The organism is Sphingomonas sp. DC5200-1, from assembly GCF_049897245.1.
GTDB lineage: Bacteria > Pseudomonadota > Alphaproteobacteria > Sphingomonadales > Sphingomonadaceae > Sphingomonas > Sphingomonas aquatilis.
The window spans coordinates 652,851-676,706 of record NZ_JAFCVW010000001.1 but is presented as its reverse complement, the minus strand read 5'-3'; the positions used below and the strand labels follow the sequence as shown (position 1 = coordinate 676,706).

General features: G+C 67.9%; 21 protein-coding genes. 11 read left to right on the top strand and 10 right to left on the bottom strand.

The genetic code is table 11. From position 1 onward, the window contains the following. Positions 1-229 precede the first annotated feature (229 nt). The 3 genes from ACP7A3_RS03150 to ACP7A3_RS03140 all read right to left on the bottom strand — a co-directional run bounded on the left by ACP7A3_RS03150 (position 230) and on the right by ACP7A3_RS03140 (position 4,926). Positions 230-2,017, bottom strand: a complete 1,788-nt coding sequence (locus ACP7A3_RS03150; RefSeq protein WP_426254935.1) for an AMP-dependent synthetase/ligase — start codon at positions 2,015-2,017, stop codon at positions 230-232. Positions 2,018-2,084: 67 nt separating this feature from the next. Then, complete coding sequence (ggt, locus tag ACP7A3_RS03145; RefSeq protein ID WP_426254934.1) at positions 2,085-3,848, bottom strand: gamma-glutamyltransferase; 1,764 nt, start codon at positions 3,846-3,848, stop codon at positions 2,085-2,087. Positions 3,849-3,888: 40 nt separating this feature from the next. Then, positions 3,889-4,926: a quinone-dependent dihydroorotate dehydrogenase gene (locus ACP7A3_RS03140; RefSeq protein ID WP_426254961.1), complete on the bottom strand. Its 1,038-nt coding sequence runs from the start codon at positions 4,924-4,926 to the stop codon at positions 3,889-3,891. Positions 4,927-5,389: 463 nt separating this feature from the next. Between ACP7A3_RS03140 and ACP7A3_RS03135 the strand changes: the two genes are divergently transcribed. The 7 genes from ACP7A3_RS03135 (at position 5,390) to ACP7A3_RS03105 (ending at position 11,755) form a co-directional block, all read left to right on the top strand. Beyond that, complete coding sequence (locus tag ACP7A3_RS03135; RefSeq protein ID WP_426254933.1) at positions 5,390-5,836, top strand: SUF system Fe-S cluster assembly regulator; 447 nt, start codon at positions 5,390-5,392, stop codon at positions 5,834-5,836. A 3-nt stretch (positions 5,837-5,839) separates the two neighbouring features. Beyond that, positions 5,840-7,315, top strand: coding sequence for a Fe-S cluster assembly protein SufB (gene sufB, locus ACP7A3_RS03130; protein ID WP_426254932.1), 1,476 nt, complete (start codon positions 5,840-5,842; stop codon positions 7,313-7,315). A gap of 258 nt (positions 7,316-7,573) precedes the next feature. Then, on the top strand, positions 7,574-8,317 hold the full coding sequence (gene sufC, locus ACP7A3_RS03125; protein ID WP_426254931.1) for a Fe-S cluster assembly ATPase SufC: 744 nt from the start codon (positions 7,574-7,576) through the stop codon (positions 8,315-8,317). A gap of 268 nt (positions 8,318-8,585) precedes the next feature. After that, positions 8,586-9,650: a SufB/SufD family protein gene (locus ACP7A3_RS03120; protein ID WP_426254930.1), complete on the top strand. Its 1,065-nt coding sequence runs from the start codon at positions 8,586-8,588 to the stop codon at positions 9,648-9,650. Positions 9,651-9,744: 94 nt separating this feature from the next. Then, positions 9,745-10,953, top strand: coding sequence for an aminotransferase class V-fold PLP-dependent enzyme (locus ACP7A3_RS03115; RefSeq protein ID WP_426254929.1), 1,209 nt, complete (start codon positions 9,745-9,747; stop codon positions 10,951-10,953). Then, positions 10,950-11,402, top strand: a complete 453-nt coding sequence (locus ACP7A3_RS03110) for an SUF system Fe-S cluster assembly protein (RefSeq protein ID WP_426254928.1) — start codon at positions 10,950-10,952, stop codon at positions 11,400-11,402. The genes ACP7A3_RS03115 and ACP7A3_RS03110 overlap by 4 nt, the downstream gene beginning before the upstream one ends. Beyond that, positions 11,402-11,755 carry a HesB/IscA family protein gene (locus ACP7A3_RS03105; protein WP_017978364.1) on the top strand — a complete coding sequence of 118 codons (354 nt, stop codon included), beginning with the start codon at positions 11,402-11,404 and terminating at the stop codon, positions 11,753-11,755. The genes ACP7A3_RS03110 and ACP7A3_RS03105 overlap by 1 nt, the downstream gene beginning before the upstream one ends. A gap of 105 nt (positions 11,756-11,860) precedes the next feature. On the opposite strand, the gene leuA is transcribed toward ACP7A3_RS03105, so the two are convergent. The 6 genes from leuA to miaA all read right to left on the bottom strand — a co-directional run bounded on the left by leuA (position 11,861) and on the right by miaA (position 19,184). Further along, the gene (leuA, locus tag ACP7A3_RS03100) at positions 11,861-13,519 is read right to left on the bottom strand and encodes a 2-isopropylmalate synthase (protein ID WP_426254927.1); all 1,659 of its coding nucleotides are present in this window, start codon (positions 13,517-13,519) and stop codon (positions 11,861-11,863) included. Positions 13,520-13,755: 236 nt separating this feature from the next. Continuing rightward, entirely contained in the window at positions 13,756-14,364 is a 609-nt protein-coding gene (locus ACP7A3_RS03095) for a YceI family protein (protein WP_017978366.1), read from the bottom strand. Positions 14,365-14,627: 263 nt separating this feature from the next. After that, a complete protein-coding gene (gene ilvC, locus ACP7A3_RS03090; protein WP_017978367.1) occupies positions 14,628-15,647 on the bottom strand; it encodes a ketol-acid reductoisomerase in 1,020 nt (339 codons plus the stop codon). A 123-nt stretch (positions 15,648-15,770) separates the two neighbouring features. Next, complete coding sequence (gene ilvN, locus ACP7A3_RS03085) at positions 15,771-16,286, bottom strand: acetolactate synthase small subunit (protein ID WP_017978368.1); 516 nt, start codon at positions 16,284-16,286, stop codon at positions 15,771-15,773. A 145-nt stretch (positions 16,287-16,431) separates the two neighbouring features. Continuing rightward, positions 16,432-18,189, bottom strand: a complete 1,758-nt coding sequence (ilvB, locus tag ACP7A3_RS03080; protein ID WP_294315961.1) for a biosynthetic-type acetolactate synthase large subunit — start codon at positions 18,187-18,189, stop codon at positions 16,432-16,434. 71 nt (positions 18,190-18,260) lie between these two features. Further along, the gene (gene miaA / locus ACP7A3_RS03075; RefSeq protein ID WP_426254960.1) at positions 18,261-19,184 is read right to left on the bottom strand and encodes a tRNA (adenosine(37)-N6)-dimethylallyltransferase MiaA; all 924 of its coding nucleotides are present in this window, start codon (positions 19,182-19,184) and stop codon (positions 18,261-18,263) included. Here miaA and serB point away from each other — a divergent pair. Further along, the gene (gene serB, locus ACP7A3_RS03070) at positions 19,183-20,058 is read left to right on the top strand and encodes a phosphoserine phosphatase SerB (protein WP_426254926.1); all 876 of its coding nucleotides are present in this window, start codon (positions 19,183-19,185) and stop codon (positions 20,056-20,058) included. The two genes, miaA and serB, sit on opposite strands and share 2 nt — an antisense overlap. 78 nt (positions 20,059-20,136) lie before the next feature. Here the strand turns inward: serB and ACP7A3_RS03065 are convergent, their stop codons facing one another. Continuing rightward, positions 20,137-21,150, bottom strand: coding sequence for an SPOR domain-containing protein (locus ACP7A3_RS03065; protein WP_426254925.1), 1,014 nt, complete (start codon positions 21,148-21,150; stop codon positions 20,137-20,139). 151 nt (positions 21,151-21,301) lie between these two features. On the opposite strand from ACP7A3_RS03065, the gene ACP7A3_RS03060 reads away from it, so the two are divergent. Genes ACP7A3_RS03060 through ACP7A3_RS03050 form a run of 3 tightly spaced genes read left to right on the top strand, consistent with a single transcriptional unit; the run spans position 21,302 to position 23,838 of the window. Further along, positions 21,302-22,024, top strand: a complete 723-nt coding sequence (locus tag ACP7A3_RS03060; protein ID WP_043059038.1) for a ParA family protein — start codon at positions 21,302-21,304, stop codon at positions 22,022-22,024. 25 nt (positions 22,025-22,049) lie between these two features. Continuing rightward, positions 22,050-22,484, top strand: coding sequence for a hypothetical protein (locus ACP7A3_RS03055; RefSeq protein ID WP_426254959.1), 435 nt, complete (start codon positions 22,050-22,052; stop codon positions 22,482-22,484). 46 nt (positions 22,485-22,530) lie between these two features. Further along, a complete protein-coding gene (locus ACP7A3_RS03050) occupies positions 22,531-23,838 on the top strand; it encodes an SPOR domain-containing protein (protein WP_426254924.1) in 1,308 nt (435 codons plus the stop codon). The last annotated feature ends 18 nt before the right edge of the window (positions 23,839-23,856 follow it).

Genomic DNA, 23,856 nt, shown 5'->3' with positions numbered 1-23,856 from the left:
CTGTCGCAGCTTGGTGGCGGCGTGAGGCCTTTGCGTCGGCGAGGTTTCGTTTGGAGCCGCTGAGCTTCACCCCGTCCTCCCCCTCCGTCACGCCTGCGGCGTGTTAACTCCCCCTGGCGGGGGAGGATTCAGCTGCAATTCCTCCCCCGCCAGGGGGAGGTGGCAGCGCAGCTGACGGAGGGGGAGGGCGGCGATATCACTCCCACCATGCGCTGCCCTTTGCCTCGTCTCACCCCTTGTACAACGCATCCAGCCGTTCGCCGTACACGCCGCGGATCACGTGGCGGCGGATCTTCAGGCTCGGGGTCAGCTGTTCGTTTTCGATTGCGAAGGGTTCGTCCGCCAGGATGAAGCGGCGGATGCGTTCGGTGACGGACAGGTCCTTGTTCACGCGTTCCACGGCATGGCCGATCGCGGTGCGATATTCGCTGTTTTCCGCAAGGCGCGCTGCCTTGCACGCGGTGCCGTTCGCCGCGCACCATTCCTGTGTCCATTCGGGGTCGGGCACGATCACCGCCACCATATAGGGGCGGCGGTCACCGGCGATCATCGCCTGGACGATCTCGGGCTGCAGCGTCAGCATGCCTTCGACCTTCTGCGGCGCGACGTTTTCGCCCTTGTCGTTGATGATCAGGTCTTTCTTGCGGTCAGTGATCTTGATGCGGCCGGCCGCGTCGATGTCGCCGATGTCGCCGGTGTGCAGCCAGCCGTCGCGCAGCACGCGCGCGGTTTCTGCCTCGTTGCGCCAATAGCCGTGCATGACGAGCTCGCCGCGGACGAGGATTTCGCCATCGGGCGCGATCACCACCTCGGTCGCCTCGAGCGGCGGGCCGACCGTGTCGACCTTCACGCCCACGCGCGGCCGGTTGCACGAGATGACCGGCGCCGCCTCGGTCTGGCCATAGCCCTGCAGGAAGGTGAGGCCGAGGCTCTGGAAGAACAGCCCGACCTCCGGCGTCAGCGGCGCGCCGCCCGACACCATCGCCTTCATCCGCCCCCCGAAGCGCTTGGCGATCTTCGGCTTGAACAGCGTATCGACCAACAGCTTGGTCGGCCGATCGGTGAGGGACAGCCGCCCCGCGCTCTGCTTCGCGCCGATCTCCAGCGCCTTGTCGAGCAGCCAGGCGGACATGCCGCCCTTCTTCTCGATCGCCTTGCTGATCCGGGTGCGCAGCACTTCGAACAGGCGCGGCACGACGAACATGATCGTCGGGCGCACTTCCTCGATATTGGCGGCGAGCTTGTCGAGGCCCTCGGCGTAATAGATCTGTCCGCCCAGCCCGATCGGGAAATGCTGCCCGCCGGTATGCTCATAGGCGTGGGAAAGCGGCAGGAACGACAGGAACACCTCGTCGTCCCAGCCGAAATCCTCGGAGATCAGTGCGGCGCAGCCGTTCACATTGTGCAGCAGCGCGCCGTGATGCTGCATCACGCCGCGCGGCGCACCGCCGGTGCCGCTGGTGTAGATGATGCAGGCCAGATCATTGCGCTGGAAATCCGCCTCCGCCGCGACGCGCGCGGGATCGGCGGGATGATCGGCGATCAGCCGGTGCCAGTCGTGGAAATCGATGCTGGTCGACGGCGCGCGCATCGGGTCGATGCCGATCACCGTCTGCCCCTGGTTCGATCGCAGCACCGCGGGCATCAGCGTCCGGGCGAGCTTTTCGGTCGATACGATGATCGCGCAGGCGCCCGAATTTTCGATGATGTGCGCATGGTCGCGCTCGGTGTTGGTCGTATAGGTCGGCACGGTGACGCAGCCCGCCGCCATGATGGCAAGGTCGCTGATGCACCATTCCGGCCGGTTCTCGGCGACCAGCATCACCCGGTCGCCGCGCTTCATGCCGATCGCCTTCAGGCCCGCGGCAAGGCTCGACACCTGCCGCGCCGCCTCTGCCCAGCTCGTGGCGACCCATTGGCCGTCGCGCTTCGCCCAAAGGAAGGGGGCGTCACCCTTCTCCGCCGCGCGGGTGAAGAACATGGTGACGAGGTTGGGGAAGTGTTCGAGGGTGCGCATGGCTCTCTCCTGCATGCCGGCGGCGCGTGTGGATCCCGCGCCTGCCGTAACGTCCGTGACGCGCTTTTTATTCCGAGGGGCGATTGGCGACGGGAGCCATGGGCAGCGGTTTGGTGACGCGGCCCGTTTCGTCGATCGCGGCGCCCTCGCTGCGCGGATCGGCGGCCCCGACCCAGCGGTTGCCCTTCCATTCGATCGCATTGGCCTTGAGGCCCAGCGGCGCGATCTGCGTCCGTTCGCCGAGCTTGGCGAGCGCGGGCTGGAGCGCTTCGGCCGGCGTGCCCTTTTCCAGCGTCGCGACGGGGCCGGGCGCGTAGACGAGGCCGAGGCGGATGGCGTCCTCCGCAGACAGATTCCAGTCGAGCACGCCGATCAGCGCCTTGGCGATCTGCGCGATGATCGTCGATCCGCCCGCCGCACCGAGCGCGAGGCGCACCTTGCCCTGCGCGTCATAGACGATCGTCGGCGCCATCGAGCTACGCGGGCGCTTGCCCCCCTCGACCCGGTTGGCGACCAGATAGCCTGCATCCACGGGCACGATGTCGAAATCGGTCAGTTCGTTGTTCAGCATCGTGCCGTCGACCATCAGCCCCGATCCGAACGGCCCTTCGATCGTGGTCGTCACCTCGACGACATTGCCGTCACGATCGGCAACGGCGAGGTCGGTGGTGCCGGGCACCTCGCTGACCGGCGCGGCGGTGCGCGGCGGCGCGCCCGGCGGCGTTCCGGCGCTGACCGTCGCCATCGTCGTGCTGGGCGAGATCAGCGCAGACCGCTGTGCGATATAGGCGGGGTCGAGCATGCCCTTGATCGGCACGCGCACGAAATCGGGATCGCCGACGTACATATTGCGGTCGGCATAGGCGAGGCGCGAGCTTTCGGCGAACAGGTGCCAGGCGACCGGGCTGGCCGGGCCGAGTTTGCCCATGTCGAACCGTTCCAGCTGCTTCAGGATCATCAGCACGGTGATTCCGCCCGACGAGGGCGGGCCCATGCCGCAGATCTTGTAGGTGCGATAGGGCACGCACAGGTTCGGGCGCGGCTTCGCTTCGTAACTGGCGATGTCGCCGGTGGTCATCTGCGACGGGTTGCGGGCGGCGCCGTTGACCGTGGCGACGAGCTTTTGCGCCTGCGGACCGACGTAGAAGCTGTCGGGGCCAAGCCTCGCGATCCGTTCGAGCAGCGCCGCCTGCGCCGGATTGCGGATCAGGCCGTCGGTACCGGGCGTGAAGGTGGCGCTGCCCTGCGGCGTCAGGTCGCCGCCGAACGAGCGGACCGCATTGTTGAACCGCGGCGAGGGCTGGAATCCCTGCTTGGCCAGCCGGATCGCGGGCGCGAACAGCCGCGCCCATGGCAGCTTGCCGCCGTTGCGATGCGCCAACGCCATACCGCGCAGCGCACCCGGAACGCCGACGCTGCGGCCGCCGGGGACGGCATCGGCATGCGACAGCGGCGTGCCGTCGGCGGCGTAGAACCAGCGCGGGGTGGCGGCGTGCGGTGCGGTTTCGCGCGCGTCGATCGTGTCGATCTGGCCGGTGCGCGCGGCGTGGCGCACCCAGAAACTGCCACCGCCCAGGCCGGAGCTTTGCGGCTCGACGACGTTCAGCGCCAGCATCGTCGCGATCGCCGCATCGGTGGCGCTGCCGCCGGCCTTCAGCATCTCGACGCCCGCCGCCGCGGCGCGCGGATCGGCGGCGCTGACCATGCCGGGCACTTTGGGCCCGGGCGCCGTCGCTCCGGGCGCCCTGGGCCCGGCCGGGGTCTTCGCCGGTGCCGCAAGGGCGGGCAGCGGCAGCGATAGGAGGGCGAGCGTCAGGGCAAGTCTGGTCATCGCGGCGAAACCTAACGCCTCGCCGCGTCAGGGCAAGCCGTTACGCCCCTACGGCATCCGTCACGCTGGCGAAGCCGTCGCGGGCGAGGCATGCGTCGAGATCGGTCAGGATGCGGCGGGCGAGGCCGGGGCCCTCGAAGACCAGCGCCGAATAGAGCTGCACGAACGATGCGCCTGCCCGGATGCGCGCATAGGCTTCCGCGCCGCTATCAATGCCGCCTGCCGCGATCAGCGCGATGCCGCCGCCGCTCGCTGCGCGCACATCGGCGAGGCGCTGGCGGGCGAGCGTGGCAAGCGGCGCGCCCGACAGGCCGCCGGTTTCGCCGGCATGCGGGCTGCGCAGCGGTGGGCGTGACACGGTGGTGTTGCCCATGATGATCGCGTCGATCCGCCGGTCGATCGCCGCGCGGACGATGCCGTCGATCGCGGCCGCATCGAGATCGGGCGCGACCTTCAGGAACAGCGGCGTGCTGCCCCGCGCCTCGGTACAGGCGGCGAGCAGCTCGTCCAGCGCTGCGCCGTGCTGCAGGTCGCGCAGGCCCGGCGTGTTGGGCGAGGAGATGTTGATCGTGACATAATCGGCGAGGGGGGCCGCGGCGGTGACGCCGGTGACGTAATCGGCGATGCGATCGGTCGCGTCCTTGTTGGCGCCGACATTGATGCCGAGCCGGCCGGAGCGCCGTTTTGCGGCACGGGCGTTGGCGAGGCCCGCTTCCAGGCCGCCGTTGTTGAACCCCATCCGGTTGATGACCGCGCGATCCGCGACCAGCCGGAACAGCCGCGGCTTGGGGTTGCCCGCTTGGGGCAGGGGGGTCAGCGTCCCCATCTCCACCGCGCCGAAGCCCATCGCGAACAGCCCGTCGACCGCGACGCCATCCTTGTCGAGGCCCGCCGCGACGCCGAGCGGGTTGGAGAAGCGGAGGGCGCCGATCTGGGTCGCGAGTCGCGGGTTTGAAGTGGGAGCCACGACGGGCAGCTTTCCGCGCGCCGCCAAGGCCTTCAACGTCAACCCATGCGCGCGCTCGGCGTCGAGGGTGAACAGCAGCGGGCGCAGGGTCTGATACATGGTGGCGCCCATCGCATTGGGAAGGGCGAAGGTCAAAGCTGCGCGCGGCGTCACGCCCTCCTTTCGTCATTTCAGTGCTAACCTTCGTCATCCCGGCGAAGGCCGGGATCCATGGATACGATGCCTCTCGCGGTTCGTGCCCAACACCAGCGTCCCGCATCCACGGATCCCGGCGTCCGCCGGGATGACGAGGGGGGGCGCGTGGCGACCAACCAAATCCGTCATTCCCGCGAAGGCGGGAATCCATAATCGCTACCGCTGCGGCCCCATCGCAGACCTGCGCGTCTGGATTCCCGCCTCCGTGGGAATGACGAAGGGGGCGGGCGCCCCTTCCGCACCATATCGACCCGCCCGCAACTCAAACGCCACACCCCGCTTGACCCCGCCAGACAAACCCCTATCTGGCAATCGGATCGAATTGATCCGATTTGCGAGCCGTTCTCAACAACCGGCGTGCAACAAGCAGTTCGGAGCCATGCGCCTTTCCAGCCTCGCCGATTATGCGGTCGTGATGATGTCCGCCGCCGCGCGCCATTGCGGTGCGGCCGGCCGCCTCAACGCGACGCTGCTCGCCGAGGAAACCGGCGTGCCGCTGCCGACTGCTCAGAAGCTCGTCAGCCGCCTGTCCTCCGCCGGCCTGATCGAAAGCACGCGCGGCACCGGCGGCGGCTTTCGCCTGTCGCGCCCGCCCTCCGCGATCAGCCTCGCCGACATCGTCGAAGCGGTGGAAGGCCCGATCCAGCTGACCTCCTGCGTCGAGGGCAGTCGCCACGATTGCGCGATCGAAGGCGCGTGCCAGGTCCGCCCGCATTGGGGCGTCGTCAACGAAGCCGTCCGCGGCGCGCTCGCCGGTGTCAGCCTCGCCCATCTTTCCCGCGCGCCGGCCGCCGCCGCCGCGCCTCGCATTCCTGTACAGGTGTAACCCATGGCCACCAAGAACGCCGAAGCCTATGCGGCCGTCTCCAAGACCTACGAATGGGGCTTCACCTCCGATATCGAACAGGACTTCGCGCCCAAGGGGCTAAGCGAAGACACCGTCCGCTACATCAGCGCCAAGAAGGGCGAGCCCGAATGGATGCTCGACTGGCGCCTGAAGGCCTTCCGCCTGTGGCAGACGCTGGAGGCGCCGGACTGGGCCAAGCTCAACGTCCCCCCGATCGATTACCAGGACGCTTATTATTACGCCGAACCCAAGGCGAAGCCGAAGCTCGGCAGCCTCGACGAGGTCGATCCCGAGATCCTGCGCGTCTACGAAAAGCTCGGCATTCCGCTGGAGGAGCAGAAGATGCTCGCTGGTGTCAAGGATGGCAGCGAGCCCAAGCGCCGCGTCGCGGTGGATGCGGTGTTCGACAGCGTGTCGGTGGCGACGACGTTCCGCAAGGAACTGGAAGCCGCCGGCGTCATCTTCCGCTCGATCAGCGAAGCGATCCGCGAATATCCCGAGCTGGTGAAGAAGTGGCTCGGCAAGGTTGTGCCGCAGCGCGACAATTATTTCGCCACGCTCAACAGCGCGGTCTTCAGCGACGGCACCTTCGTCTACATCCCCGAGGGCGTGCGCTGCCCGATGGAGCTGTCGACCTATTTCCGCATCAACGCCGAAAACACCGGCCAGTTCGAACGCACTTTGATCGTGGCCGACAAGGGCTCGTACGTCAGCTACCTCGAAGGCTGCACCGCGCCGATGCGCGACGAGAACCAGCTTCACGCCGCGGTCGTCGAATTGGTCGCGATGGACGATGCCGAGATCAAATATTCGACCGTCCAGAACTGGTATCCGGGCGACGAGGACGGCAAGGGCGGCATCTACAATTTCGTCACCAAGCGCGCGTTGTGCCAGGGCAAGAACAGCAAGGTGTCGTGGACGCAGGTCGAAACCGGCAGCGCCATCACCTGGAAGTACCCAAGCTGCGTGCTCGCAGGCGACGGCTCGGTCGGCGAATTCTACTCGGTCGCGGTGACCAACAACCGCCAGCAGGCCGACACCGGCACCAAGATGATCCACCTCGGCAAGAACACCAAGTCGACCATCGTGTCGAAGGGGATCAGCGCGGGTCGCAGTGACAACACCTACCGCGGCCTGGTCCGCGTCGCGCCGACGGCGGAGAACGTCCGCAACTTCACCCAGTGCGACAGCCTGTTGCTTGGCGACCAGTGCGGCGCGCACACCGTGCCGTACATCGAGGTCAAGAACCCTAGCGCGCAGATCGAGCACGAAGCGACGACGTCGAAGATCAGCGAGGACCAATTGTTCTACGCGATGTCGCGCGGGTTGGACCAGGAAGCGGCGGTCGCGCTGATCGTCAACGGCTTCGCCCGCGAAGTGCTGCAACAGCTGCCGATGGAGTTTGCAGTCGAGGCGCAGAAGCTGTTGGGAATTTCGTTGGAAGGCTCCGTCGGATGACCCAAGCACCCCGTCATGCCGGACTTGTGCCGGCATCCACCGTGCCACAAGGGGGCGCTGCCCGAGTGGAGGAGTGGACCCCGGAACAAGTCCGGGGTGACGGTGGCGTGTTGTGCTGCGGCGGACTTAGCAAGTGACGATCGCCGGCTGGTCAGGCTTGGCGGTGGTAATTGCGGTTAGCTTGGCGAGCACGCTGGCTATCGTTTTCTCGTTCTTATTTTTCGTTATCCATCTTTCAAAGAAGAAGCGTTCCCGCTGATGCTCAAGATTGAAAACCTCCACGCCGAGATCGACGGTAAGCCGATCCTCAAGGGCCTCAGCCTCACCGTCAACGCGGGCGAGATCCATGCGATCATGGGTCCGAACGGCGCGGGCAAGTCGACGCTGGGCTACGTGCTCGGCGGTCGCCCCGGCTACGAGGTGACCGAAGGGTCGATCACCTTCGATGGCAAGGACCTGCTCGAGCTCGAACCCAACGAACGCGCCGCCGCCGGCCTGTTCCTCGGCTTCCAATATCCGGTCGAAATCCCCGGCGTCAGCAACGTCCAGTTCCTGCGCGAGGCCTTGAACGCCCAGCGCGCGACGCGCGACGAAAAGCCGCTGTCGGGCGCCGAATTCCTGAAGCTCGCCCGCGCGCAGGCCGCATCCCTCGAAATGGATGCCGAAATGCTCAAGCGCCCGGTCAACGTCGGCTTTTCGGGTGGCGAGAAGAAGCGCAACGAGATGGTGCAGATGGGCATCGTCGACCCCAAGTTCGCAATCCTCGACGAAACGGACTCGGGCCTCGACATCGATGCGCTGCGCATCGTCGGCGACGGCATCAACCGCATCATGCGCAAGGCCGACAAGGCGGTGCTGCTGATCACCCACTATCAGCGCCTGCTCGATTACGTGCAGCCCGATCACGTCCATGTGCTGGCCGACGGTCGCATCGTCCGTTCGGGCGGGCCCGAGCTGGCGTTGGAGCTGGAGAAGGAAGGCTATGCGGGGGTGGTCGCGTGACGTTTTCCCAAAAGTCCTCCCTCGCTTTAGCGGGGGAGGGGGACCGCTCGCCGCAGGCGAGGGGTGGAGGGGGCGTCTCCGCATACCTGAGCCTCGCCGTATCCTCCCCCTCCGTCATGGCTGCGCCGCGCCACCTCCCCCTGGCGGGGGAGGACTGGAAGTCAAGCGCCGCAGGCACCATTCTTCCTTCCCGAGTCTCCGCGTCTCCGCGTGAAACCTCGTCTCTTCGCGTCTTCGCGTCTTCGCGCGATCAAAAGAGCCTCGCCGCATGACCGACGTCCTCGACCTCCCCACCACCCGCGACGAGGCGTTCCGCTGGGCCGACATGCCCGCGCTGCAGGCCGCGCGCGCGCTGTCCGCGACCACGGCAGCGATCCCGCAGCCGATCCTGGCCGATGCCATCCGGCTGGTGTTCGTGGACGGCGATCTGGTCGACCAGCCTGCCGGGCTCGACATCGCGCCCACGACGCTTGCCAGCGATCACCCGCTCGCCCGCCACGCGGCAGGGCAGGGGCTTGGCGTGACGCTCGCGCCCCAGAGCGTCACCCGCCTCGAGATCGTCCGCGCCAATGCGGGCGGTGACGGCCACGCCCCGCTCAGTATCACGCTCGGCGAAGACGCCGTCCTCACGCTGGTCGAAACCTATACCGGCGCCGGTTGGACCAACACGCTGACCCGCTTCGATCTGGGCAAGGGCGCCCGCGTCATGCGCGCGGTGCGGATCGTGCAGGATGCAGGCTTCGTCTCGACGCGCGACGAGGTGGCCATCGCCGAAGCCGCCAGCTTCGTCAGCGTCGCGCTGGGCGCCACCGCTGCCGGCACCCGCCTCGACGCCGCGCTGACGCTGAACGGCGACGGCGCCTATGCCGAACTCGGCGGCGCGCTGCTGACCCGTGACGAGCAGCGCCAGGAATGCGCGGTCCGCGTCCGCCACGCCCACCCCAACGGCCAGTCGCACCAACTCTGGCGCGCGGTCGCCGCCGACCGCTCGACCGTCAGCCTCGCCGCCGCGGTCGAGGTCGCACGCGATGCGCAGAAGACCGACGGCGAACAGTCGCTGCGCGGCCTGCTGCTGCAGCGCACCGCGACGGTGAACCTGAAGCCCGAGCTCGAAATCTTCGCCGACGACGTGAAGTGTGCGCACGGCGCCACAGTCGGCGAACTCGACGCGCGCGCGCTCTTCTACATGCAGAGCCGCGGTATCCCCGCGGCGCGCGCGAAGGCGTTGCTGACGCGGGCGTTCGTGGCAGACGCGCTCGACCGGATCGCGGATGAGCAGGTGCGCGAAGTGTTCGCGGCCGACGCCGATGTCTGGCTGGAGCGCGCGTTGTGAGGGTGTCGACCCCAAATCCTCCCCGTGCCGGGGAGGAATTGAGAACAGGACGTACCCTCCACTTCGTCCACTTCCGCGCGTGCGGAGCCGTCGCATGACCGCCACTGAAGCCCCGCTCGACCGGCTCGCCGACTTCCCCGCGATCCCCGCCGGCTGGGCGTATCTCGACACCGCCGCCACCGCGCAGAAGCCGCAGCCCGTGCTCGACGCGATCGCACGCGCCTATGGCGAGACCTATGCGACGGTCCACCGCGGCGTGTACCAACGCTCCGCCGACATGACGCTGGCCTATGAGGCCGCGCGGCAAAAGGTCGCGCGCTTCATCGGCGCGGCCACCCCCGACGAGATCGTCTTCGTCCGCGGCGCGACCGAAGGGATCAACCTCGTCGCGCAATGCTGGGCTGCGACGCAGCTGAAGGCCGGTGACCGCATCCTGCTGTCGATGCTGGAGCATCACAGCAACATCGTGCCGTGGCAGATGGTCGCCGAACGGGTCGGCGCCGCGATCGACGTGCTGCCGCTGACGGACGACCATCGAATCGACCTCGACGCAATGGAGCGCATGCTGACGCCGCAGCACAAGCTCGTCGCGCTGGCGCATGTCTCCAACGTCCTCGGCTCGGTGCTCGACGCCAAGCGCGCGACCGACCTCGCGCACGGCGTCGGCGCCAAGATCCTGCTCGACGGCTGCCAGGCGGTGCCGCGCGTTGCGGTCGATGTCGCTGCGATCGGCTGCGAGTTCTACGTCTTCTCCGGCCACAAGCTTTACGGCCCGACCGGGATCGGCGTGCTGTGGGGCAGGGGTGATTTGCTCGCCGCGATGCCGCCCTATGAGGGCGGCGGATCGATGATCGATCGCGTTACCTTCGCCAAGACGACCTATGCGCCCCCGCCGGGCCGGTTCGAGGCGGGGACCCCGCATATCGTCGGCGCGCTCGGCCTCGCCGCTGCGATCGATTACGTCGAGGGCATCGGCCTCGCCGCAATCCACGCGCACGAAACCGCACTGGTCCGCGACGCGCGCGCGGCGCTGTCGTCGCTCAATTCCGTCAGGCTGTTCGGACCGGAGGACAGCGCCGGCATCGTCAGTTTTGCGGTCGAGGGGGTGCATCCGCACGATGTCGGCACCATCTTGGACGAAGGCCGCGTCGCGATCCGTGCCGGCCACCATTGTGCGCAGCCGCTGATGGAGGCGCTGGGCGTCGACGCGACCGCGCGGGCGAGCTTCGCGGTCTATAACGGCCCGCAGGATATCGAGGCGCTGGTGAAGGGCGTCGAACGCGTAACGAGGATATTCGGATGAGCGATACGATCCGTATCGAAGAGGTGGACGCGGTGGAGACGCCGCCGCGCGCGCGCGTCGAAGACGCTGTCGAGCCGCGCCAGCGCGATTACCTGTCGGGCTTCCTCCAGCAGAAGCCGCAGGGCGATGCGCCCGGCGAGCCCGGCGGCGCGCTGTACGAGGGCGTGATCGAGGCGCTGAAGGAAATCTACGACCCCGAAATTCCGGTCAACATCTACGACCTCGGCCTCATCTACGGCGTCGAGGTGACTGCCGAAGGGCAGGCGGTGGTGACGATGACGCTGACCACGCCGCATTGTCCGGTGGCGGAATCGATGCCGGCCGAGGTGGAGATGCGCGTCGCCGCGGTGCCGGGTATCGCCTTCGCCGACGTCAACCTCGTCTGGGATCCGCCCTGGGACCCGCAGAAGATGTCCGACGAGGCGAAACTCGAATTGGGGATGCTGTGATGGCCACCACGCTCCGTCAGCGCCCGGCGCCGCTGATCCTCACCCCATCGGCGGATGCGCGCATCGCGGACTTGATGGCGCGCGCGCCTGACGGCGCGATCGGCGTCAAGCTGTCGACGCCGCGCCGCGGCTGCTCGGGTCTCGCCTATTCGGTTGACTATGTCACTGAAGCGAAGCCGTTCGACGAGCGGATCGAGACGCCCGGCGGCACCCTGTTCGTCGACGGCGGGTCGATCCTGTACCTCGTCGGATCGACGATGGATTGGGTGGAAGACGATTTCACCGCCGGCTTCGTCTTCAACAACCCCAACGCCAAGGGCGCCTGCGGCTGCGGCGAGAGCTTCACCGTCTGACACAGTATCGCCGTTCGCCCTGAGCCTGTCGAAGGGCCGCCATCCGCGAGCGCTCCGCATCTGGCGAGGCGCCCTTCGACAGGCTCAGGGCGAACGAATGGAGGATCAGGCGCGGTTGGCGGCGCTGAGCACCGCGCGGACCGAGGCGGTGGCGATGTCGGTATCGAGGCCGACGCCGAACACGGTCCGCCCGTCGGCGGTGCGGCATTCGACATAGGCCGCGGCTTGCGCATCGGCGCCATGGCCGATGGCGTGTTCGCTATAGTCGACCACGTCGAGGTCCGGCCCCGTCGTCTCGCCAAGCGCCGCGATGACGCCGGAAATCAGGCCGTTGCCGCGGCCGGAGATCGAGCGCTCCTCGCCATCCACCGCGACGCGGCCGACGAATAGCCGATCCCCGGCGGTGCCGCGTTCCTCATAGTCGCGGAGTACGAACCGGTCGCCTTCGCGGGGCAGGTAGGTCGCCTCGAACCGGCCCCAGATGTCGGCGGCGCCGAGTTCGCGGCTGGTTTCGTCGGCGAGCGCCTGAACGTGGCGGCTGAAATCGGCCTGCAGGCGCTTGGGCAGCTTCAGGCCCTTGTCCTGCTCGATCACCCAGGCGACGCCGCCCTTGCCGGATTGCGAATTGACGCGGATCACCGCTTCGTAGCTGCGGCCGAGATCGGCGGGGTCGATGGGCAGATAGGGGACTTCCCACGCCTCGTCGTTCTGCTGTTCGCGGGCCGCAAAGCCCTTCTTGATCGCGTCCTGATGGCTGCCCGAAAAGGCGGTGAACACCAGCTCGCCGGCATAGGGAGTGCGGGGATGGACGGGGATGCGCGTCGCATATTCCACCGTCTTCACGATGGCATCGATGTCCGACAGGTCGAGCCGCGGATCGACCCCTTGCGTGTACATATTGAGCGCGACGGTGACGAGGTCGCAATTGCCGGTGCGCTCGCCATTGCCGAGCAGGCAGCCTTCGACGCGATCGGCGCCGGCCATCAGCCCCAGCTCCGCCGCGGCGACGCCGGTGCCGCGATCGTTGTGGGTGTGGAGCGAGATCACCACCGCGTCGCGGTTCGGGATGTTGCGGCCGAACCATTCGATCTGGTCGGCATAGACGTTGGGCGTCGCGCACTCGACCGTCGCGGGCAGGTTGAAGATGATCTGCTTGTCGGCGGTGGGTTGCAGCACGTCCATCACCGCGGCGCACACCTCGACCGAGAAATCGAGTTCGGCGGTCGAGAAGGTTTCGGGGCTGTATTCGAACCGCCAATCGGTGTCGGGGCGCTTGGCCGCCTCGTCGCGCAACACCTTCGCGCCCTCGATCGCGATCCGCTTCACCTCGGCGCGGGTCATGCCGAACACGATCTTGCGCCACGCTGGCGAGACGGCGTTGTAGAGGTGGACGATCGCCTGCTTCGCGCCGTCGAGGCTGGCGAAGCTCGTTTCGATCAGGTCGCGGCGCGACTGCGTGAGCACCTGCACGAACACGTCGTCGGGGATACGATCGGTCTTCACCAGGCCGCTGATGAAGTCGAACTCGGTGGCGCCCGCGCTCGGGAAGCCGACCTCGATTTCCTTGAGGCCGACCTTCACCAGCAGGTCGAAGAAGCGCGTCTTCTTTTCCGCGTCCATCGGGTCGATCAGCGCCTGGTTGCCGTCGCGCAGGTCGGTCGACAGCCAGCGCGGGGCCTGGGTGATCACCCGCGACGGCCATCGCCGGTCGGGGAGGTCGATGGTGGGGAAGGGGCGGTACTTGGTCGAAGGATCGCGAAGCATGGGGAGTCCCGTCGTCGGCCGCGCGCTGCTGGCGCGGCAAGGTGGCGCTGAAGCGTTATCCGGCCCTTAGGGGAGCATGCATGAGCAGTGGCCGCCCCTAAGGGCGGGTAAGTCGCAGGGTGGCGGCGGCGCTCATCATCACGGCTGCGTCATGACGGAGCGCGGCGGCTTTGTCCACCCGCCAAACGGGCGGTGCGTGCGGAAAAGTTTCAGGCCATCCCGCACGCACGGCCATTTTATTGCGCGGTAAACGCGGCGTTGATGTCGAGCTTCACGTCGTCGGCGACGACGGGGAGCGCATAGCCGAGGCCGAAATCGCTGCGCTTGATCATCGCGGTGCCGCGGAAGCCAAAGTTCAGCTTCTTGCTCATCGGGTTCGTGCCCGCACCGACGAAGGTCGCATCGATCGTCACCGGCTTGGTGACGTTCTTGATCGTCAGGTTGCCGGTGATCTTGGCGCGATTGCCGTTGGCGACGACCGAGGTCGAGACGAAGCGCGCGGTCGGGTAGGTGGCGGCGTCGAAGAAGTCCTTCGATTCCAGATGATGCTTGAACTGTTCCGACGTGGTCGACAGCTTGTTGATCGCGAAGGTGACGTCGAGCTTCGCCGCGGCGGGGCGCTTGGGATCGATGGTCAGCGAGCCGCCTTCGGCGCCGAACTGGCCGGACAGCATGCTGAAGCCCATGTGGTTGAGCGTCCACGTCACCTGCGTGTGTGCGGGATCGACGGCATAGGTGCCGGCGGTCACGGCGGCGGCGTTCGGCGAGCCGGGCAGGCCGGCGGGGGCCTGCGCGATGGCGGGCACGGCGGCAGCGGCCAGGACGGCAGCGAGGATCAGGCGCATGTGGTGGGTCTCCCTTGGAACAATCGTTCCAGGTTTGACCATAACGCTGCGCAGTGGGAAAGTGCCGGTTCGGAAACGGTTGGTTGCGCGCTTGGCGGTCCTAGTCCTCCCCCGCCAGGGGGAGGTGGCACGGCGATGCCGTGACGGAGGGGGAGGGAAGCGACACGCCTCGGCTGGACGGGCGTCGCCGTCCTCCCCCTCCACCATTCGGCTGGCGCCGAACGGTCCCCCTCCCCCTTGCGGGGGAGGATTTACAGGATCGCTTAGTTCTTCGCCTTGTCGACCAGCTTGTTGGCTCCGATCCAGGGCATCATCGCGCGCAGTTCCGTGCCGACCTTTTCGATCGGATGCGCGGCGGCCTGCTTGCGGCTGGCCTTCAGCTCGGGCTGGCCGGCGCGGTTGTCGAGGACGAAGTTCTTGACGAAGCGGCCCGACTGGATGTCGGCGAGCACGCGCTTCATTTCCTTCTTCGTCTCTTCGGTGATGATCCGCGGGCCGGTGACGATATCGCCATATTCGGCGGTGTTGCTGATCGAATAGCGCATGTTGGCGATGCCGCCCTCATACAGCAGGTCGACGATCAGCTTGGTTTCGTGGAGGCATTCGAAATAGGCCATTTCGGGGGCGTAGCCCGCCTCGGTCAGCGTTTCGAAACCCGCCTGGATCAGGTGGGTGATGCCGCCGCACAGCACGGCCTGCTCGCCGAACAGGTCGGTTTCGCATTCCTCGCGGAAGTTGGTTTCGATGATGCCCGACCGGCCGCCGCCGACGCCCGAGGCATAGGCGAGCGCGACGTCATGCGCATTGCCGCTGGCGTCCTGATGGATCGCGATCAGGCAGGGCACGCCGCCGCCGCGGACGTATTCGCTGCGCACGGTGTGGCCGGGGCCCTTGGGCGCGATCATGATGACGTCGATGTCCGCGGGCGGCTCGATCAGGCCGAAATGCACGTTGAGGCCGTGCGCGAAGGCGAGCGCCGCGCCGGGCTTCATATTGCCCTTGAGGTCCGCGTCCCAGATCGCCGCCTGATGCTCGTCGGGCGCCAGGATCATGACGATGTCGGCCCACGCCGCCGCTTCCTTGTTCGACAGCACCTTGAAGCCGGCGTCGATCGCCTTCTTGGCGGTCGCCGACCCTTCGCGCAGCGCGATCGCCACGTCCTTGACGCCGCTGTCGCGCAGGTTCTGCGCATGCGCGTGGCCCTGCGACCCATAGCCGACGATGGCGATCTTCTTGTCGGTGATCAGGTTCAGATCGGCGTCGCGATCGTAATAGACCTTCATAGTACTTCCTTTCGTCGCCCCGGCCCTCAGCCGGGGTCCCGCTGTTGTCCCGCCAGTTGGAGAAGCGGGACCCCGGATCACGTCCGGGGTGACGGGAGGGTTGTGGGGAACGGGTGGTGAAACTTACGCCGCCTCTTTGCCGCGGGCGATGGCGACGATACCGGTGCGGGCGACCTCGATCAGGCCGACTTCGCCCATCAGCTCGACGAACTTGTCGATCTTCTCGATCGAACCCGTCACTTCGAACACGAAGCTGGTCGTCGTCGCATCGACCACGCGGGCGCGGTACACGTCGGCGAGGCGCAGCGCCTCGATCCGGTGATCGCCGCTGCCCGCGACCTTCACCAGCGCGAGCTCGCGTTCGACGTGCGCGCCCTGCGCGGTGAGGTCGGTCACCTTGTGGACGGGCACCAGCCGATCGAGCTGGGCGATGATCTGTTCCATCGTCGCCGGCGAGGCGCTGGTGACGATGGTGATGCGGCTGACCGTCTTGTCGGCGGTGATCTCGCTGACCGTCAGGCTTTCGATGTTATAGCCGCGTGCGGTGAACAGGCCCGCGATCCGCGCGAGGATGCCGGGTTCATTGTCGACGATGACCGCCAGGGTGTGGCGTTCGGTGGCTTCGGTCTTGATGTGCAAGTCAAATTCCTCCCCGGAACGGGGAGGGGGACCGCTCGCGTAGCGAGTGGTGGAGGGGGCCCTCCACCAGCGCCATCGCTTGCCGCACTCCCCCTCCACCATGCTCCGCATGGTCCCCCTCCCCGTGCCGGGGAGGAATAAAGGGTCAAACCAGCGCTTTCGCCTCGTCGTCCATCGTGCCGCTGACCTCATTGGCCTGCAGGATCATGTCGGTGTGCGCGGCGCCGCTCGGGATCATCGGGAAGCAATTGGCGAGCTTCGCGACGCGGCAGTCGACGATCACCGGGCCGTCATGGTCGAGCATCGCCTGGATGCCGTCCTCCAGCTGGTCGCGGCGGTCGATCAAGATGCCCTTCCAGCCATAGGCTTCGCCGAGCTTCACGAAGTCGGGCAGGCTGTCCGAATAGCTTTCGGCATAGCGGCTTTCATAGGTCAGTTCCTGCCACTGGCGGACCATGCCCATATATTCGTTGTTGAGGATGAAGATCTTGACCGGCAGGCGATATTGCGTCGCCGTCGCCAGTTCCTGGATGTTCATCTGGATGCTGGCTTCACCGGCGATGTCGATGACCAGGGCATTGGGGTTGCCGAGCTGCGCGCCGATCGCGGCGGGCAGGCCATAGCCCATCGTACCGAGGCCGCCGCTGGTCAGCCACTTGTTCGGCTTTTCGAAGCCGAAGTGCTGTGCCGCCCACATCTGATGCTGGCCGACCTCGGTCGTGATGATCGGATTGCGGGCGTGCGTCGCCTCCCACAAGGCGCGGATCGCGCGCTGCGGCATGATGTCGCTGGCGGTTTCCGGGAAGTCGAGGCAACCGACCGCGCGCCAGCCGGCGATGCGGCGCCACCAATCGGTGGTGTCGGGCTTGGGGTGCTGGCGCGCCTTCCAGATGCGGACCATGTCCTCCATCGCATGGCCGGCGTCGGCGATGACGGCGAGGTCGACGCGGACGTTCTTGTTCACGCTCGACCGGTCGATGTCGATATGAACCTTGCGGCTGTTCGGGCTGAACGCGTCGAGGCGGCCGGTGACGCGATCGTCGAAGCGGCTGCCGATCGCGATCACCAGATCGGCCTGGTTCATCGCCATATTCGCCTCATAGGTCCCGTGCATGCCGAGCATGCCGAGGAACTGCTGCGACGAAGCGGGGAAGGCGCCGAGGCCCATCAGCGTCGAGGTGACGGGTGCCCCCGAGATGCGGGCGAGCTCGATCAGCAGCTGCGACGCCGCCGGACCCGAATTGATGACGCCGCCACCGGTGTAGAGGATCGGGCGTTCCGCCGCGGCGAGCATGTCGACGACCTGCTCGATCTCGCTCTGCGGTGCCTTGACGCGCGGACGATAAGTCTTGTGCTGGATCGGGCCGGGCTTGGTGTAGCGCGCGGTCGCGACCTGGACGTCCTTGGGAATGTCGACGACAACGGGGCCGGGACGGCCGCTGGTCGCGATATGGAACGCCTCGTGGATCGTCGGGCCCAGCTTTGCCGGGTCCTTCACCAGATAATTGTGCTTGGTGCAGTGACGCGTGATGCCGACCGTGTCCGCTTCTTGGAACGCATCAGTGCCGATCAGCCCGGTCGGAACCTGGCCGGTGATGACGACCATCGGGATCGAATCGAGCAAAGCGTCGGTGATGCCGGTGACCGCATTGGTCGCGCCGGGGCCGGAGGTGACGAGGACGACGCCGGGCTTGCCGGTCGAGCGGGCATAGCCTTCCGCCGCATGCGTCGCCGCCTGTTCGTGGCGGACGAGGATGTGCTTGATCCGCGTGCCATTGGCGTTCGCCCGGAACATCGCGTCGTAGATCGGCAAGACCGCCCCGCCGGGGTAGCCGAACACGACCTCCACGCCGAGATCGCACAGCGCCTCGACCAGGATGTCTGCTCCGCTCTTTTCGCCCACGGTTCGTCTCCACCAGAATTGCGTTTGGTGCGGCGCGGGTAGCCGGACGGGCCGGGGGGGTCAACCCTTTTCTATAATAAACTTGCTATGGCGACATCGATTTCATTCGATTCTGTCGCGATGCGCCAATCGTCGGGCGGTTGATGGCGAAACCACGTATATTGCCGCTTCGCGTAGCGCCGTGTGTCGAGCTGAACCTGCGCCAGTGCAGCATCGCGCGAGGTGGCATCGCGCAGATATTCGCCGATCGGCGGCACCCCGATCGCGCGACGGATCGGCGCGTCGGCGGGCAGGTCTTTACGTGCGAGCAGCGTGGCGACTTCTTCGATGGCGCCGTTGGCGAACATCGTCGCGCAGCGGGCGTCGATCCGGTCGAACAGCGACGAACGGTCGGGGAGCAGGATCCCGGCGGCGAGCCGGATGCGGTCGCCGATGCCGCCGACCCGCTGCGCCTGCCAATGTGCGAGCGGCCGGCCGGTCGCGCGCTTCACTTCCAGCGCGCGCGCCACCCGCGTCGTGTCGGCGGGGGCAAGGCGGGCGGCGGCGGCGGGGTCTTCCTGCGCGAGCAGACGATGCGCCTCGGCCACCGGTAGGCCGCGCACGTCGGCGCGGATGGCGGGGTCGATCGGCGGCACGGGCGCGATGCCGTCGAGCAAGGTGCGCATGTACAGGCCGGTGCCGCCGACCAGGATGGGCAGACGGCCCTCGGCGTGGACCGCGTCGATCGCGGCGCGCGCCTCGTCCGCCCAGCGCGCGGCGGAATAACGCGCGTCGGCACCATCGACATGACCGAACAGGCGATGTGGCACGCGCGCCTCTTCCGCGGCATCGGGGCGGGCGGTGAGGATTCGGAGGTCGGCGTAGACCTGGCTCGCGTCGGCATTGATGACGACGCCGTCGTGGCGCTCGGCGATCCGGATCGCCGCAGCGGACTTGCCGCTGGCGGTCGGCCCTGCGATGAGCGCGACGCTCGGTTTGGGGTGGGAGACGGACATGTTCACGGCGACGCTCATAGGCGAAGCGCTGACGCGAGGCGACCTGTCGGCCGCAGTCGACCGGCTGGCGGCGGCGGGATGTGCGCCCGGCGCGGCGGCGTGGCTCGACGAGGGCGTCGCGGCGGATGTCCCGTTCGCCCGTGATGCGGCAGCGGGGCGCGGGGCGCTGGAGGGCGCGTTTGCCGCCACCGACGTTATCGTTCAACCGACCGCCTCGCGGCGGAAAGCGCTGCTCGTCGCCGACATGGATTCGACGATGATTACCGTCGAATGCATCGATGAACTCGCGGACTATGCCGGGATCAAGGCGGAGGTGTCCGCCGTCACCGAGGCGGCGATGCGCGGCGAGCTCGACTTCGAAGGGGCACTGGACGCCCGCGTCGCGCTGCTAAAAGGGCTGAGCGAAGACGTGATCGCGCAATGCCTTGCCGAGCGGGTGACGATCATGCCGGGTGCCAAGGCACTGGTGCGGACGATGCGCGCGCAGGGCGGGCATGCGGTGCTGGTGTCGGGCGGCTTCACGCGGTTCGCCGAGCCGGTGGCGGCGGACATCGGCTTCGATCGCGCGATTGCCAACGTGCTGTTGATCGAGAACGGCCGGCTGACGGGCACGGTTGCCAAGCCGATCGTGGGGTCGGCGACCAAGGAGGAGACGCTGCGTGCCGCGATTGCGGAGCGGGGGATCGACCCCGCGCTGAGCCTGGCGGTGGGGGACGGCGCGAACGATCTTGCGATGATCGGCGCGGCGGGGCTGGGCGTGGCCTATCATGCCAAGCCGATCGTCGCCGCCGCGGCCGCGGCACGGGTGGATCATGGGGATTTGAGCGCGTTGCTCTACGCACAGGGCTATGCGCGGAAGGATTGGGCGGCGTAGGCGACGATCCGCATCCACCCCGTCACCCGGAACGAGTCCGGGGTGACGGGGAGGGGGATGCCTCGAACCTCGCCGAGGTTAGGGCGCCACCACCACGCAGGACACGCTCGATGCCGCGCATGCCTTTTGCGCCGCGGCCTTGTTGGCGAAGCCGCTGGCCTGCAGCCGGATCACGTTGCCCGCCTTCGCGTAGACGGGCTGCGCGCCGCCCAGCTTGCCGCGGACGCGTGCCCATTGCGTGCTGGCATTCGCCTGTGTGCTGAACGCGCCGAGCTGGATTTTCCACGATCCGCCCATGGCGGCGGGGGTAGCGGCGGCGGCCGGCGTTTTGCGGATCGGCTCATGCGGTGCGATCCGGTCGTTGACCGGGCGATCGGGCGAGCGCTGGTGCGGCGGGATGACGTCTTCCGGCTTGCGCGGCGGCGTCTTGGCGGGCCGGGGCGTTTCGACCGTGCGGGACGGCGGCACGCTGGTCGTCGCCACGGCGGTGTTGCGCTGGGCGGCAGGCGGCGCATTGCGCAGCTCGTCGCGATATCGCTGGGCCAGCGCCGTGCCGCGCTCGCGGTCGGCCGGGGTGATGTACTGGTCCATCTGCGCCAGCGTTTCCGACGCGGCCTTCAGACCGGCCTGTGAGGCCAGCGTCATCAGCGCATACGCGCGGGGATAATCGCGCGGCACGCCGTCGCCGTTGAACAGCATCGTGCCGAGCACCAGCTGCCCGCGCGGCTCGCCGCGGGCGACCGATTTTTCCAGCCACGGCGCAGCCTCGGCCTTGCGGCCCGACTGAAATAGCGCGAGCCCATAATTGTCCTGCGCCTGAAAATGGCCCTGGAGCGCCGCCTTGCGGAACCAGCTTTCCGCGAGCGCCGGATCGACCGGCACGCCGCGGCCGAGTTTATACGCCTGGCCGAGGTTGAACTGCGCATCGGCGTCGCCCGCCACCGCAGGCCCGCGCCATTGGGCCACCGCACCGTCGTAATCGCCGCGACCCCAGGCGTCGACGCCCGCCTTGACGCTCTGCGCGCCCGCCGGCGTGGCGAGCGCCATGCCCGCCGCCAGCGCCGCGCGTGCGAGTCCACCGAAGTTCCGCATTCCGCTGCCCTTTTTGATCCCGTGTTGCCGCCACCATGCCCCGCCAGACCGCGCAAGGCAAAGTGGGATCGCCGCACATCGTCCCATTAACCGGTTCTTAGCCTCGATCTGACAGGTATCGCGACAGATTTGGACGGTTCGAAGGGAAGCTATGCGCGTCCTCGCGGTGGCATCGCAAAAGGGTGGGTCGGGCAAGACGACCTTGTCGGGGCATCTCGCCGTGCAGGCGCAGATGGCCGGCAATGGTCCCGTCGTGCTGATCGACATCGACCCGCAGGGCAGCCTGTCCGAATGGTGGAACGAGCGGACCGCCGACTTTCCCGCCTTCGCGCAGACCACGGTCGCGCGGTTGCAGGCCGACCTGGAAGTCTTGCGGCAGCAGGGATTCAAGCTGGCGCTGATCGATACGCCGCCGGCGATCACCATGGCGATCCAGAGCGTCATCGCCGTCGTCGAGCTCGTCGTCGTGCCGACGCGGCCCAGCCCGCACGATCTGCGCGCCGTGGGTGCCACCGTCGATCTGTGCGAGCGGGCGGGGAAGCCGGTGGTGTTCGTCATCAACGGCGCGACGCCGCATGCCCGGATCACCAGCGAGGCCGCGATCGCGCTGTCGCAGCACGGCACCGTCGCCCCCACCACCATTCACCAGCGCACCGATTTCGCGGCATCGATGATCGATGGCCGAACCGTGATGGAGGTCGACCCGGACGGACGATCCGCGGCAGAGATCACGGAATTGTGGACGTTTGTCGCCGACCGGCTGGAAAAGAATTTCCGCCGGACCGTGTTCAGCGTGCCGAATGCGTCGGGCCATGCCGGTTTCGGCGCGCGTCCGGCGGGTGGTGGCTTCGGTCGCCGGGTGATCGGGGGCTGATCGCGTGACCGCTTCGCCCAAGCCGATGGCGGCCTTGTCGTCCGGCCTGCTCGCCCGCAAGGGACAGGCGCGGCCGGCGATGCGCAGCGGCGCGCTGATGAGCTTTCCCCCCAGCCAGAGCGATGACCTCGGCTGGAACGACATGGGGGCGGCAGACAGCGTTCCACCCGTGCTCGTCCAGCGCGACCTGCTCGAGGCGCAAATCGGCCGACCCGCCGCCGTTGCCGAGGTATCCCTTGCCGCAGCCCAGCGCATCCGGCGCGAGACGCCAACCGAAGGGCAGGCGGCCCTGGCGTTGCGCATCGATGCCGATCGGCATCTGCGGCTGCGGCTGGCGAGCGCCATCACCGATCGATCCGCACAGGATCTGCTGACCGACGCCCTCGACGCGCTGCTCGTCGCGGTGCCCGAGGTCGATACGCTCGTCGCGCAATTGTCGCGCGCAAGGACTCGGCCATGACCCGGCCGCACCGCACCAGGGTCGCGAAACACTGGGGGTTTATCCGATGACACCGCGTCTCATCCTGTCGCTCGGCCTGTCCGCGCTCGTGCTCGGCGGCACGATGGTCGGCTGCACCGCGACGGGCAATCACCTTGCCAAGGCGAGCGACCGCGCGGCGGCGCGTACCGCCAAGGCGGCGCATCGCGACGCCGAAAAGGCCGCGCGCGCGCTGGCGACGCGGGACCCGTCTGCAGTTGCCTATGCTGAGAGCGCGGTATCGCAGGCACCGCGCGACGCGGGCTATCGCATGCTGCTCGGCCAGGGCTATCTGCAGGCTGGGCGCTTCGCTTCGGCACGCGACACCTTTGCCGATGTCGTCGACCTGATGCCGGGCAACGGCAAGGCCGCGCTCAACCTCGCGCTCGCGCAGATCGCGACGGGCGACTGGTCTGCGGCGCGCGCGACGCTGGATGCCCATGCCAAGGATATCCCCGCGGCCGACCTGGGCCTCGCCACGGCGCTGGCCGGCAATCCGGCGGGCGCGATCACGATCCTCGACGCTGCGGCGCGCGCGCCGGGCGCGACCGCGAAGATCCGCCAGAACCTCGCGTTGAGCTATGCGCTCGCCGGGCGCTGGGACATGGCCCGGATCGCCGCGGCGGCGGATATGTCGTCCGCCGATCTCGACGCGCGCATGGAGCAATGGGCCGCCTTCACCCAGCCGAAGGGCGCGCCCGATCAGGTCGCGAGCCTGCTCGGCGTGCGGCCGGTTGCCGATACGGGCCGGCCGGTGGCGCTGGCGCTCAACGCGCCGACGCCGGTGACGCCGATCCCGGATGCGCCGGTGCAGACGGCCGCGGTCGAGACGCCCACGCCGGTTGCCGCTGAGGCGCCCGCACCGGTGGTCCAATTCGCAAAGGTCGACCTCCCACCGCAGCACGATGCGGTGCAGCCAGCGCCGACGATGCTGATCCGCGCCGATGCCACCCCCGCCAAGCTGGCACTTGCCGCCAGCGGTCAGCGCCATGTGGTGCAGGACGTGCCTGCGGCGACGCCGCTCGTCCGCTCCGCGCCGGCGGGCGACTGGTTCGTCCAATTGGGTGCGTTCAGCAACCCGGCGGTGGCCCGGTCTGGCTGGGCCAATGCGACGCGCCGTTTCGCCTCGCTGTCCGGTCATCAGCCGACGGGCGCGCGCTTCGCCGCCGAACAGGGGTCGCTGTACCGTCTGTCGGTGGGTGGCTTTACCCGCGATGCGGCGGTGCAGATGTGCCGCGCCTATCGCGCCAAGGGCGGCGCCTGCTTCGTCCGCCGCGAGGCGGGGGATCGCATCGCGCAATGGCTGCGCACGCCGGTGCAATTGGCGTCGCGCTGACGGGCAAGCGGAGCGCGC